Origin of the sequence: Collinsella sp. HCP28S3_E9, assembly GCF_052065455.1 — a bacterium.
Lineage (GTDB): Bacteria > Actinomycetota > Coriobacteriia > Coriobacteriales > Coriobacteriaceae > Collinsella.
In genome coordinates, this window is the sequence record NZ_JBQHTZ010000015.1 from 39,788 (window position 1) to 53,047 (window position 13,260).

General features: G+C 57.1%; 11 protein-coding genes and 1 pseudogene. 8 read left to right on the top strand and 4 right to left on the bottom strand.

Features of this window, described 5'->3' with window-relative positions:
• Positions 1–117: 117 nt before the first annotated feature.
• The gene (locus tag ACTNA2_RS07870; RefSeq protein ID WP_441049103.1) at positions 118–765 is read right to left on the bottom strand and encodes a DUF6179 domain-containing protein; all 648 of its coding nucleotides are present in this window, start codon (positions 763–765) and stop codon (positions 118–120) included.
• A complete protein-coding gene (locus ACTNA2_RS07875; protein WP_441049105.1) occupies positions 749–1,312 on the bottom strand; it encodes a DUF6323 family protein in 564 nt (187 codons plus the stop codon). Before ACTNA2_RS07875 ends, ACTNA2_RS07870 begins: the two co-directional genes overlap by 17 nt.
• A gap of 771 nt (positions 1,313–2,083) precedes the next feature.
• Here ACTNA2_RS07875 and ACTNA2_RS07880 point away from each other — a divergent pair.
• The gene (locus tag ACTNA2_RS07880; protein ID WP_441049107.1) at positions 2,084–2,389 is read left to right on the top strand and encodes a TfoX/Sxy family protein; all 306 of its coding nucleotides are present in this window, start codon (positions 2,084–2,086) and stop codon (positions 2,387–2,389) included.
• A gap of 66 nt (positions 2,390–2,455) precedes the next feature.
• Positions 2,456–3,247 carry a MerR family transcriptional regulator gene (locus ACTNA2_RS07885; RefSeq protein WP_441049109.1) on the top strand — a complete coding sequence of 264 codons (792 nt, stop codon included), beginning with the start codon at positions 2,456–2,458 and terminating at the stop codon, positions 3,245–3,247.
• Positions 3,248–3,683: 436 nt separating this feature from the next.
• On the opposite strand, the gene ACTNA2_RS07890 is transcribed toward ACTNA2_RS07885, so the two are convergent.
• Positions 3,684–4,901 (bottom strand): InlB B-repeat-containing protein, encoded by a 1,218-nt coding sequence (locus ACTNA2_RS07890; protein WP_441049111.1) that lies wholly within the window; start codon positions 4,899–4,901, stop codon positions 3,684–3,686.
• Positions 4,902–5,238: 337 nt separating this feature from the next.
• Between ACTNA2_RS07890 and ACTNA2_RS07895 the strand changes: the two genes are divergently transcribed.
• From ACTNA2_RS07895 to ACTNA2_RS07905, 3 genes and pseudogenes are all read left to right on the top strand, one after another.
• Positions 5,239–6,582: an LPXTG cell wall anchor domain-containing protein gene (locus ACTNA2_RS07895; RefSeq protein WP_441049113.1), complete on the top strand. Its 1,344-nt coding sequence runs from the start codon at positions 5,239–5,241 to the stop codon at positions 6,580–6,582.
• Positions 6,583–6,685: 103 nt separating this feature from the next.
• Complete coding sequence (locus tag ACTNA2_RS07900) at positions 6,686–7,759, top strand: SDR family NAD(P)-dependent oxidoreductase (protein WP_441049115.1); 1,074 nt, start codon at positions 6,686–6,688, stop codon at positions 7,757–7,759.
• Between the two features lie 473 nt (positions 7,760–8,232).
• A pseudogene (locus tag ACTNA2_RS07905) lies at positions 8,233–8,468 on the top strand (hypothetical protein); the annotation flags it as partial.
• Between the two features lie 893 nt (positions 8,469–9,361).
• Here the strand turns inward: ACTNA2_RS07905 and ACTNA2_RS07910 are convergent.
• Complete coding sequence (locus ACTNA2_RS07910) at positions 9,362–9,505, bottom strand: LuxR C-terminal-related transcriptional regulator (protein ID WP_441049123.1); 144 nt, start codon at positions 9,503–9,505, stop codon at positions 9,362–9,364.
• A gap of 398 nt (positions 9,506–9,903) precedes the next feature.
• Between ACTNA2_RS07910 and ptcA the strand changes: the two genes are divergently transcribed.
• The 3 genes from ptcA to ACTNA2_RS07925 form a co-directional block, all read left to right on the top strand.
• On the top strand, positions 9,904–10,974 hold the full coding sequence (gene ptcA / locus ACTNA2_RS07915) for a putrescine carbamoyltransferase (RefSeq protein ID WP_441049117.1): 1,071 nt from the start codon (positions 9,904–9,906) through the stop codon (positions 10,972–10,974).
• A gap of 266 nt (positions 10,975–11,240) precedes the next feature.
• Positions 11,241–12,671 carry an APC family permease gene (locus ACTNA2_RS07920; RefSeq protein ID WP_441049119.1) on the top strand — a complete coding sequence of 477 codons (1,431 nt, stop codon included), beginning with the start codon at positions 11,241–11,243 and terminating at the stop codon, positions 12,669–12,671.
• Between the two features lie 306 nt (positions 12,672–12,977).
• Positions 12,978–13,260: agmatine deiminase family protein (locus ACTNA2_RS07925; protein ID WP_441049121.1), on the top strand; the 283-nt coding region annotated here is incomplete at its 3' end.

Consider the following 13,260-nt stretch of genomic DNA (forward strand, 5'->3'; position numbering starts at 1 on the left):
TTTCGTGCACGAATCGAGAATCGGGTGCCTGACCGCATTCAATGAACGCCAAGTGAGCAACGTTGCAAATGCCCCTATATCGGCACAATTGCAACATGGGTCTGAATCAAAGGCCGTTCAGGCTCGAGCCCGGGAGGGTTCCAGCTCGCTCTCGTGCGGCAGCAGCAGATCGCAGAGGTTTACGTGCAGGCCCCGGTAGTCCGGGCATATGCGCTCGAGCACGGTGACACAGCTCTCGACGTCGAACCGCGCGATCCAGCGCGCCTCGACGAGGAGCTGCGCTAGGTACGCCTCCACGTAGTCGATCCCCAAAAGACCCGGGCCCACCGGCTCGCTCAGCTGGTAGTCGATGTCGCAGGGGACCTCGTGCGCGGCGAAGTGGACGTCGTAGCGCCTCTTTAACTCTCCCAGGCTCGCCAACGTGTCGCGCAGCGCCACGTTGCGGATGGGCGGCATGGTCGCAACCACGTCCCACCAGAGAGCGAGGGCCGCGTCCGTCCGCTTCTGGAGTGCGCGAACGCCCTCATGCCAGAGCACGATGGGATCGTCAACGTCGAGCACGATGGCGGCCTCCTCGGGCGTGGCGTCTGCGACGCCCAGCGCATAGGCGACCGACATGGCGAGTTCATGTATCTCGCAGGCCGACACGCTCGACGATCCGGCAGCACAGTACAGGTCGGCAACGTGCGCCAGAAGGCGCGTAAAATTATCCGACGCCCTACCTGCGTTGGGGACGCCAGCTCCTCCGCTAATCGCCCCAGCCATCGGACCACCCCTCTCCGTCCCAGCCATCCACATACTCGTCGAAGTCCCACTCGGCGGAATCGAATGTGTACGCGCGCCCCTCGTCGTCGACGATGCGGTACTCGCCGTCGTCCCCCGCCTCGGCCGCGCGCATGTATTCGGCGGAGAAGCGCATGACCTCCTTCGCCGGCATCGATGCGACCTCGGCAGCGTCTCCCCACGCGTCCAGGCAGTTTCGCAGGGCGTCGGCGATCTCCGCGTCAGGCACGTCGACGGACAGCTCGTCGCGGATGGCATAGAAGGCGTCCTGCAGCTCTGCAAGCACCTTCGCCACGCTGGTTTGCGAAAGATACGGCGAGCCTGACACAGCTCCGGCTACCTCGACGATAGCCGGCAGCCCGAACTCCACCCGCTCGGTGTCAGCCAGCGCCTCAACCCGGCGCTCGGCCAGCATCCGATAGTCCTCCCGCGTGATCGAGAGGCCACCTGAAGCAAGCCGCCCGTTCACCTCGGCCAACGTCGACCCCGCGACGCTCGTTGAAAACGCAAGCCACATGTCAAATCCCATGGACAACACCCCTTCCAAAATCGCGGTCAATGTCTAATATCGCGTGGGGGCGCCAAGTTCAAGACTGAAAATCTTGACCAGAGTATGGTAATGTGGCCACTGTCAGACGGCGCTTCTCCACGAAAGCTTACGCCACAGCGATGCGCCCTGGCGCACTTGCCGCACCTTCTGCAGGGTGCTGGCGATCGGATCTAACTCTGCTATCGAGGGAAGAGAAAACAGCTCTTCAGAGGGTCGCCCTCATCGGCATTTTCATCGTTTTACCATCCTTTTATCTTATGCTGAAATGAAAAGTAAAATGGGATGTCAGCGACACTGTCGGCTTTGTTCGCGTTGTTGGCGCCGAGTCAATAACGCCAATGTTTACATGCTGATTCCCGCTCCCGTAGGTCAACGATGGGAATCGACAGGGAAGCGGCTAGCGCACATTGTTCGATTTTTTTCAAGGATTCGCGGCGGTCCCGCCCCTCGCAGCAATCTACAATAGGCGTGTTGAGAACCAGCCGAAGCCTTCGGCAAGCACCGGCGAGAGAAAGGCTCAGGTGCATGAGGAACTAGCGATGCCCATACACAACACCCGTAACCAGACTTTCATGCTGGCGGCCATGCCCGAACGGGTGCAGCATCGTGCGTCCAAGCACCAACCTCAATCCAAGCAATCCCTACAAGATTCAGCAAGGCGCAATGCTGCATCCCATGGCCTCCTGCGGAAACCGAAGGCAAAATGCAGCTCAACCACTTTCGGATTCCATTCGACCAAGGAGAAGACTGATGTCGTCGAGCGCGGAGTATCTGAATTACATACTCGACCTGTTGCATGAGGTTCCCGCCCTGACCCATCGCAAGATGATGGGCGAATACATGCTGTACAGCGACGGTGTCCTGTTCGGCGGCGTCTACGACGACAGATTCCTTCTGAAAGACGTCCCTGCCGCACTGGAAGCCTTTCCAACGGAGCAAGTCCCCTATGACGGGGCGAAGCCGATGCTTCTCGTTGATGGCGATAATCCAACGCTAATCGCGGCAGTGGTCGATGCCATGACCCCTCAGCTCCCCCTTCCGAGAAAGAGGAAATGATCTTCTTGACCCTCCCCAAAGGGGAGGCCCCAAAGTAGGCGTCGTCAGAGGAAAGGAGGCATTCAGATGCTGAAAATCGGAGAGTTCTCCAAATTGTCCATGCTCACGGTGAAGACCCTGCGCTTCTACGAGAAGGAGGGCCTTCTGCAGCCCGCCCAGGTAGACCCGTGGACGGGCTATCGCCTGTATGAGACATCGCAGCTCAAGGACGCGGCGCACGTCAAGGCCCTTCGCCAGCTGGGCATTCCGGTTGCCCAGATCAAGGCAATAGTGGCCGGCGCAAACGAGCAGGAGATTCTCCTGGAGCAGGAGCGCACGCTCCACCAGCAAGAAGCAGAGATTGCCAGAAGCCTTTCCGTCATCCACCACCTACTGGAAGGAAACGGCATGAAGTACCAAGTAACCGAAAAGACCCTCCCCGCCTGCATCGTCTACTACTCCGAGGCCACGCTTTCTCGATGCTCCGACGCCATGAGCTGGATTCCCGCCCAGGGCGCCGAGGCGAGGGCCCTGAACCCCGGCCTGAAGTGCGCCGAGCCGCCCTACGAGTTCGTCGAGTACCTGGATTGCGAGTACCGCGAATCCTATGTGCGCGTGCGCCACTCCGAGGCCGTAGAAGCGTTCGGCTTGGAAAGCGACAACATCAAGTTCCGCACCATTCCCGAAACCAAGGTGCTAAGCATCTACCACCAGGACGCCTACGACAACATCGGGGAGGCTTATTCGTTCATCATGAAATACGCCGAGGACAACGGCTACACGGTAGCTGGCCTTTCGCGCGAAAGCTACATCGACGGCATCTGGAACAAGGAGTCCGTTGACGAATGGCTCACCGAGATCCAACTGCCCGTCGAGTAAGGCGGATTCCCCATCTGAAGGGTTGCAGCTAATCGCAAAAGCAAAAGTGGCTCGGCCGAACATCAGCCGAGCCACTAAACGTAAGGCAGAATCGAGAACTGCCTATGGTAATTAACTTTATTTTCAGACCTCTAAGCCATTGGTCCAAAACGAAGGCGTTTGTCACGCGAAAAACAGCCCGTGACAACATTTTGACAACATGGATTTTCGCGAATTTTGTTTAATCCAGCGTAAAACTCTTCAAAATGCCGCACTACGACAAAAACTGAAGAAAATACGGCACGATTTGATTATTGAGTGGGAATAGGAGAAAACTGGGAATAGAATTCCCAATTTTAGTAGGAACAGCGTAATTAGGTACGCGAATGGGAAGGGGAGTCCCGCGGGACTCCCCTCTGTTTAGATCGAGAATTAAAACGGTAACGTCACGTATGCTTTATACGTGCTTGCATTTGCGATACGCGGTTAACGCGATGCCGACTGCGATCAGGGCTGCTGCACTGAAGCAGAGGGATGCCAGGAGTGCCATCTGGTTGTCACCGGTCCGGGGGATTGTTGAGTTGGTGGGAGCGGAGTCGGCATTCTTCTTCCACTGGGCGTACAGGGTGGTGTCCTGGTCTGCGTTCTTCTTGGCGTCGAAGGCCTGCTTGCCTTCCTTGTCGTAGGTCCAGCCCTTGAAGGTATAGCCTTCGGCGGTGGGGTCATCGATAAGGGTGATGGGCTTGCCCTTCTCGGTCTGCTTGGTCACACTGTCGCCGTGGCCGTTCATGTCGAAGGTGACATCGACCATTTCGATGATGGGAGTGGAGGGAGCTTCCCAGACAGCCGTGAAGGTGATGTTTTCTTTAGCGGTGTATTCGCCGATAAAGGGATCGGTGCCTTCGGAGCCCTTCATGATCCAGCCAACGAATGTGTAGTCGCCGTCAGTGCCTAGATTGGGGAGTTCGACGATCTCACCCTTGTTCACGGTTTTGGCCTCAGGTGCGGTCCCGAATTCGGATTCGAAGGAAACGGTGACCTTTTCCTTTTTGGTCCATTTGGCGTAGACGGTCATGCTTGTAGCGGCGGTGCCGTTGAACGAGGTGGTGAGGCTCTCATCGGTGAACCAGCCGCCGAAGTCATAGTCGGTATCGGTGGGCTCGGGCAGGGTGACGGACGTCCCCTTCTTGACCGTAATGGGGTCGATCTGGGTTCCGTGGCCTTTCATATCGAAGGTCACGGTGACGGTTTTGTAAAGCGCTGCTTTAGTGAATCGGGTATTGGCATCCGAGCCTTCAATGGAAGATCCTGCTTGATGGGTAGGAGAAATAGGTGAATCAAAACGGGCGGTTAATACCGATCCCTCTTCCGTTATCAACTCAAGGACAGATGGGGGAATTGTATCTCCGTCCTTATTCATGAAATGGGCTTCCAGGTCATCGCTCGAGCTAGCTCGTTTTATTTCAAGCGTAAGGTTCTTTCCAGCTGTTGCTGGAACGCCGCCAACTCCCGGCTCTGGGACGCTATTCCAGGTGGCAATGGGCCCTTCGTCTTCAGCCCAGGCGTAATTCTGGGTGCCGGAGAAGGTGAAAGCGCAAACGCCGACTATGGCTGCGAGCGTGAGGACGAAAACCGGCAGGCGCCTGGCCAAGGTCTCTTTAACCTGTATCTTCATCGTATCCTCCAATTCAAGCGTGCGTTCCCTATTGCAACATTGCATTTCAAGTTAACAGAGAATTATTTTCGGGCATGTCCCTTGCTCGGCTCGGGCTTGCTCTGGACGGGGATGCTTCGTGGTCTTGATGGGGTGGGTGCCTAATTCGAAGGAGACAGAATCTGGTTTGGTGGTGCAGAAAAGTAACAAATATGATTTATTAGAGGGGTAATTACATTCAAACGACGCATAGCCAACAAAGATTCGGTTATTCTTTACCGGATGGAAAATACGCAGCAACACACTGTACGTCGTGTTGCGTTTTACGTTGGTTCAATTCGATACGATTGGAGCAGACATGAGCTTCATGGATGCCACATTCTCCAAATGGGGAGAGGTCGCAACTGCAGTTCTCTCCCAATCGCTTGCGAAAAGATTTGCGAGGGTGATGCTGGCGGCAGTGCTGGCAACATCTTTTCTGCCCGTTGTAGCTTTCGCTGATGAGGGCGGGGCGGTAAGCGATCCCGTTGGCAATGCAATCAGTGGCCCAAATCAGATTCAGTACGGCATGACTGCACAATATACCTATAACAATGGAAAACCAACGTCTGTATATGAATGGAGCTATGATCCTACCCAAGAAAACGGTGGAGCTATCAAAATCTCGAGTGTTGACAAATCGCCTAATGGGCAGATCGTTTCTGTAACGGGAACTCAAGTCGGCTACGTGATTTTGAGGGTTTCGGAAGATGGTCAGCCTATATGTAAAAGGAAGATCCTGATTTCACGGCGTGATATAACATTGACTTCCGGTAGCCTCGAGAAGATGTACGACGGCGAGGAACATAAGGGCGGATCAGTAAGCATCGATGGCGGAGATCTTGTTGGTACTGACGAATTAGATGTCACGTGGACCAAGTCTCTGACGGATGTTGGCGAGGTGGATAATGAGTTTTATGTAACTTTCACTTCAGGTACTGCCGCCAACTACAATATTACCTATAGATATGGCAAATTGAAGGTCACACCACGTGTGGTGACCCTGAAGTCCGCCGATTTGAGCAAGGAGTACGACGGCAAGCCCCTGACCAATCACAAGGTCACCGTTGGGGAGGCTGCCCGGGATACTGGTTGGGTCGATGGCCAAGGTGCCACCTATTCTTTCACCGGCTCGCAGAAGATCGTCGGCTCCTCCGAGAATGCGTTCGAATGCATCCCCAACGAGGGAACCAATCTGGACAACTATCAGATCAACAAGACGTACGGAACCCTGACCGTTGCCGACCGTAGCGAGAAGTACCGGATCACCCTCACTCCCAATTCCAAGTCCGTGACCTACGACGGCACCGAGAAGTCCGTATCCGGTTTCGAGACCCTGGAGTTCGAAGTCAACGGCTCCACCTACACCGTCGAGGGTCTGACCGCCGAGGCCAGAGGCACCGACGCAGGCGAGTACCCTGTCAAGGTTTCCGGCCAAGCTGTCGTCATCGATTCCGACGGCAACAATGTGACCGACCAGTTCACCGTGAACATCGACGATGCCAAGCTGACCATCGTCGGGGTCGACTCCGATAAGTCTGCATCCAATCTCCCTCACACCGGCGATAGCGCCGCCCTCTATGCAATGGGCATCTGCGGCGTGGCGATCGCTGCCGGTGCTGGGGCGCTCTTCACGTTCAGAAAGCGCAACAACTATAAATAAGCACGGATACCATTGGTGCAGCTCCATTGAAATGAAGCGCTAAGATAATCAGCAAAGGGGCCTTCCCGTCTGGGAAGGCCCCAACTTTGTGCGCGAGCATGGCATGTCAGAGAGCAAGCGATTTGTTGAGGGGGTAAATTGTTTGCTAGCAGCCTCTGACCATGCTAAATCTGTCTACTATTCAAACAGAAAAACGAGCAGCTCAACATATTTTCCTGCAGAAAAGAATACGGCAGTGCACGCTACGCGGCCGGCCCCTTCCCTTCCTGCCGAAATCCACACGCCTGCCATCCGCTTTTTCTATGCAAATATTCACAAACACGCAAAAAAGGAATACAAATACCTTATCGATTATTTGAACGAGAAAGGGAACACAATGGGTAGACTCGAAGGCAAAGTTGCTATCGTAACGGGTTCCACCAGCGGCATTGGCATCGGTATCGCAAAGGTATACGCAGCCGAGGGCGCAACGGTTGTTATTAGTGGTCGTCGTGCCGAAAAAGGCCAAGTTGTAGTTGATCAAATTGTTGAAGCAGGCGGCAAGGCAAGCTTCCACTATTTCGACATTACCGAACCAGCAAGCATCGAAGCGCTTATTGCAGACACTGTAGAGCAATACGGCAAGCTCGATATTTTGGTAAACAATGCAGCAAACGTTGCCCTCAAGGACGGTCGTGTTGACGAGCTCACCCTTGAAATGTGGGACGCTATTTTGGAAAGCGACCTGCGCGGCACCTTCTATGCAACGAAGTGCGCTATCCCCTACATGAAAGAAATTGGTGGCGGCGCAATCGTAAACATTGGCTCTATGGCATCATGTGCAGGCGACTTAGGTTCTACCGCTTATGCATGCGCCAAGGCGGGCGTAGACATCTTCACGCAATACGTTGCCTTGCAATACGGCAAAGACAACATCCGCTGCAATTGCATCCGTCCAGGCTTGATTGTTACGCCAGAAAACGAGGCGAAGGTTCCTCAGATGCTCAAAGATATCTTCTTGGGTAGCATCATGGTTAACCGCTACGGTTGCCCAGAAGACATTGCTCATGCAGCCGTATATTTTGGCTCCGATGAAAGCACCTACACCACGGGACAGATCATCAACGTTGACGGCGGCATGAATTCGCACGCTCCAACCGTTGCTCAGTTCCGCCAGATGAATTCCCGCACGTGGTAATTCGCACAGGCGAATAGACCAGTACGAAAGCGCGAACGCGAGAATGCGGAAAGCGTGAACGCATGAACGCATGAACGTGCTAGAGTGTGAAAGCGCGAAGGTGCGCATGACTGAATGCGCGAAAGCACACCACGCACGCAAAAGATTTCTTGCAGATAGAATCTACATGGCCACCCTTTGCGGGTGGCCATGTTTTTTGTGCAGGCAATCTGTTGGCTAAGACTTATAGGACAAAATGTGTGTCCACGTTGGGGGCTTATAGGACAAAATGTGTGTCCACGTTCGGGGCATCGGCGCAGGTCGATGCCCCTTTTTCAGCCGTTTAAATTCCGTGCCCGCTTTTAACCGCTCGGACAGAATGTGTGTCCGGTTGCCTATCGTTCCCGCAGGTAGATAACCCTTTTCCGGAACCGTCAAAAACCCTTTCGGAAGAGGTGCCCATGAAGGCCGTCTATTGCCCCTACTGCGGCGGTCGGGCCTTCAGGCGCAGGACGGCCGAGTTCCGGGAGGTCTGGCCCATGCCCGAGTGCGTCGACGAGGTCCACAGGGTCGTCTTCGTCGACGGCATATACCTCGCCAGGGACCTCGTCGTCCTCATCGCGCGGTTGCGGAGGTGTGGCCGCAAACCATGGTCCAGCGCTGCCTTTGGCATGCTTTCTCCCAGGTGAACAGGCACACGACTAACAGGCCGAGGCTGAGGGCGGGGATGCTTCGTGGTCTTGATGGGGTGGGTGCCTAATTCGAAGGAGGCAGAATCTGGTTTGATGGTGCTGAAAAGTAACATATTTGATTTATTAGAGAGGTAATTACATTCAAACGACGCATAGCCAACAAAGACTCGGTTATTATTCACCATATGGAAATAGAGTTTGTAGGTTCTCAGACCGATTGTGGCACATCGAAAAATGCGATTCGTGTAACGCTCGACCCGTCTATTGCCGAATACTACAACATCGTGAAGAACGAAGGTAAATTGACGGTCGAAAAGCGTCCGGTCACCCTGACCTCCGCGAGTGGTTCGAAGGAGTACGACGGCAAGCCCCTGACCAATCACAAGGTCACCGTTGGGGAGGCTGCCCGGGATACTGGTTGGGTCGATGGCCAAGGTGCCACCTATTCTTTCACCGGCTCGCAGAAGATCGTCGGCTCCTCCGAGAATGCATTCGAATGCATCCCCAACGAGGGAACCAATCTGGACAACTATCAGATCAACAAGACGTACGGAACCCTGACCGTTACCGACCGTAGCGAGAAGTACCAGATCACCCTCACTCCCAATTCCAAGTCCGTGATCTACGACGGCACCGAGAAGTCCGTATCCGGTTTCGAGACCCTGGAGTTCCAGATCAATGGTCAGACCTTCTACGTTTCCGGCGTTGAGGCTTCTGCAACGGGCACCGATACAGGCGAGTACCCTGTCAAGGTTTCCGGCCAAGCCGTCGTCATCGATTCCGACGGCAACGACGTGACCGACCAGTTCACCGTGAACATCGACGATGCCAAGCTGACCATCGTCGGGGTCGACTCCGATAAGTCTGCATCCAATCTCCCTCACACCGGCTGCGGCCGCCCCCTACGGGATCAGCCGTCTTCGGCCGTTCTTCATCCCTTCCAGAACAGCTGGCTGAGTTCTTGGCGGGTGGTGGTGCCGGTTTTCTTCAGAATGTTGTGCACATGGGCCTGCACGGTGCCCAGGGCCAGTTGCGGCGAACTGGCGATGTTCTGGTTGTCCTTGCCCTGCAGCACCTCTTTCAAGATGACGCGCTCGCGCGCGGTCAGGTGACAGTGCTCGCAGAGGGCGAGGAGCAGCTCGTCTACGTATTCTTGGGCGTCGGGCGCGTCGGTTCCTTAGAACGGAGGCGCAAGGTGTTGACAGCGGCGCACAGGGCGAAGAAACCAGTTCAATATCAATCCGTCTAGGCGTTAGGACTAGTTAGGATTAGTTAGGATTAGCTAGGATTAGCCAGGGTAAGGTGTGCGGTGAGCTAATGTAATCTGAAAATAATCCTGGTTATTTCTTCTCAAAACTACGGGTGCGTCCCATGCTGTGTGGCGCAAGGGAGCGTCTCGCTCATTTCGGGGCGCTTCATGGGAGCGCGGTCCGCAAGGGGCGGTCCGGCCAACGAATTTTGAAGGAGATTTCAATGGTCAAGGATTACATCGACACCAACGACTTCACAAAAGAAGAGCTGCTCGGCATGGTAGATCTGGCCATCGCCATGAAGGGGCTCATCAAGGAGGGCGGCGAGTACCCGCACCTGCTGAAGGACAAGACCCTCGGCATGATCTTCCAGCAGGTGTCCACCCGTACCCGCATCTCCTTCGAGACGGCCATGAGCGACCTCGGCGGTCACGCCCAGTTCTTCGGCCCCGGCTCCATCCAGCTGGGTGGCCATGAGTCCATCGAGGACTCCGGCCGCGTTATGGGAAGCCTCGTCGACATCCTCATGGCACGCGTCGATCGTCATAAGGATGTAGTGAGCTTGGCGAAGTACTCCGCGGCCCCCGTCATCAACGGCATGAGCGAGTACAACCATCCCACCCAGGAGCTCGGCGACCTCATGACCATGATCGAGAACTTGCCCGCCGGTAAGAAGATCGAGGACTGCAAGTTTGCCTGGATCGGCGATGCCACCCAGACCTGCGCGTCGCTCATGTTCATCTGCACGAAGATGGGCATGGACTTCGTGCAGTTCGGACCGAAGGGGCATCAGATTCCCGACGGCTGCCTGCATATTGGCACCGATGAGGAGCGCGCCGAGTTCGGCAAGCATCTCATGGCTATCGGCGAGGAGAACTGCAAGGTCTCCGGCGGCACCATCACCATTTCCGACGACATTTCCTGCATCGAGGGCGCCGACTTCGTGTACACCGATGTGTGGTACGGCCTCTACGACAGTGAAGTCTCCAGCTCCAGCTACATGGATGTGTTCTATCCGAAGTACCAGGTGACCTGGGATATGATGAACGTTGCCGGTCCGAACAGCATGTTCATGCACTGCCTGCCCGCCAACCGTGGCGAGGAAGTCGTCGACGAGGTCATGGACGATCCCGAGCGCTCCCTGTGCTGGGTCGAGGCCGAGAACCGCAAGCACTCCATTCGCGCCATCCTGGCCACTCTGTGCCCCCAGAGCGAGCCCGACGAGGAGAAGGCTGCGGCATACCGCGCCACCATCAATGAGCGCATGGCCGCTTTCGGTAAGCACGGTCTGTAAGACGTACCAGGTCGGGCGAGCTACGGCTCGCCCGCCTTCGCAGGAGATGGGCGACCTCATGGCCATCGGCGAGGAGAACTGCAAAGTCTCCGACGACAGCCGAGTGCATCAAGGGCGCCGACTTCATCTACACCGACGTGTGGTATGGCCTGTACGATGCTTTCTGATGGGCGGCAGCAGATGCTTGTCTCTTGCTGCCCATCATCTGCGCCACTGCGCGTAAGCACTGGCGCCCTGTCTGAAAACGACTGAGCAAAGGATTAAATATGAGTGACGGAAAGAAAAAGCTTTCCTTCCTGACGGTCATTTCGACCATCATCTGCGTCGTCTTCGTTTGCGAGGCCGCCGCTCCTGCTGCTGCCATTGGCAACCAGCAGTTCTTCTGGTGGATCTTCCTGATCCTGACCTTCCTGCTCCCTTACGGCATGGTCGTCGCCGAGCTCGGCACCACCTATGACGGCGAGGGCGGCATTTACGACTGGGTACGCGATGGCCTGGGCGACAAGTGGGGCGCCCGCATTTCGTACTACTACTGGGTCAACTACCCGCTGTGGATCGCCTCGCTGGCGACCATGTTCCCCGACATCCTGGGCATGGTCTTTGGCGTCGAGTTCAACCTGATCGCCAAGATGGGCATCGAGCTCGCCTTCGTGTGGATCGTCTACCTCATGGGCCGCTCCAAGGCGGCCGACTCCGAGTGGGTCCTCAACGGTGGCGCCCTGATCAAGGTCGCCGTTGCCGTCATCGTCGGCGCCCTGGGCATCTGGTATGCCATGGAGAACGGTTTCGCGAGCGACATGTCCGCCGCCACCTTCCTGCCCGAGCTCACCAACACCAACGCCCTGGGCTACCTGTCCATCATCATCTTCAACTTCACGGGCTTCGAGGTCATCTGCACCTTCGCCAAGGACATGGAGAACCCGACCCACGATATTCCGAAGTCCATCATCCTGGGCGGCCTGACCATTGGCGCCATCTACCTGTTCGCTGGCTTCGGCATCGGCGCCGCCATCCCGGCCGACTCCATCGACCCCGACTACGGCATGATCGTCGCAGTCCAGACCATGGTGGGCGATTCCGTGCTCTTCAAGGTCATCTGCATCGCCTTCCTGATCACCCTGTTCGCCAACATGGCCGCCTGGTCCTTCGGCGTCAACTCCGTCGCCCGCTACGCCGCCGAGCACGGCAACATGCCCAAGGTCTTCGCCTCGATGATCTCCGAGGACGACATGCCCAACGGCGCCAACCTGGTCAACGCCGTCGTCGCCTCCCTGGTCCTCTGCCTGCAGCTCGTTCCCGTCGACGCCATCTCCAACGGCGTCTTCTGGATGCTCTTCGGCACCTCCGTCGTCTTCCTGCTGCTCACCTACATCCCGATGTTCCCGGCGTTCCTCAACCTCCGCAAGAACGACCCCAACCGCGAGCGCATCTTCACGTTCCCGTTCAAGGGCGCGATGATGAAGGTCATGCTGGCCATCCCCTGCATCGAGCTGATCCTGGCCATCGTCGCGACGCTGGCGCCGTTCTCCGCCGCCGAGATCGGCGAGAAGGTCCCGATGATCATCATCTTCATCGTGCTCATGCTCATCGGCGAGGTCGTCCGCGTCGTCAGCGCCAAGGGCCGCGAGACCGAGTACAAGGGCCTCACCCCCGAGCTGGCCGCCCAGCGCCTCGCCGAGGAGGCCGAGGAGAACTAGGGCACCCGGTTCCGGGCACCCCGGCCTCCTCGGAGGCGTGCCCGGGCGACGGGTCCGCCAACCATTCCCCGGGGCGGGTGCAGGCGATAGCTCCGGCAGCCGCCGACCGCCCCGACCCCTCTCCCGTATCCCTCGTGCGTCCCGTCTCCGCGCACCTGGCTACGTCGTCGCCCGCCGGTGCGACCCCGTGAAAACCGGCGCCGGGCGCCCCGACCTCTGCCGGGGGACGGGCGCCCGCCATCTCTTGGTCCTAGGCCGCGGGCAGCCCGCCCGCGGCAGACGATCGTCCGGTTTGGAGGAAATCTTATGCGTACGATCACCGAGTCCGAGTCCACCCCGAGGGCCGACGGCTTCTTCATGCCCGCCGAGTTCGCCCCCCAGGACCGCGTCTGGATAGGCTGGCCCCACCGCACCGACACCTGGGCCCACGGCGCCAAGCCCGCCCAGAAGCAGTATGCCGCCATCGCCCGCGCCATCTCCGAGTTCACCCCGGTCTACATGTGCGCCAACCAGGTCGACTACGCCAACTGCAAGGCCGTCTTCGAGAACGACGAGAACGTCACCGTCGTCGAGATGACCACCGACGACG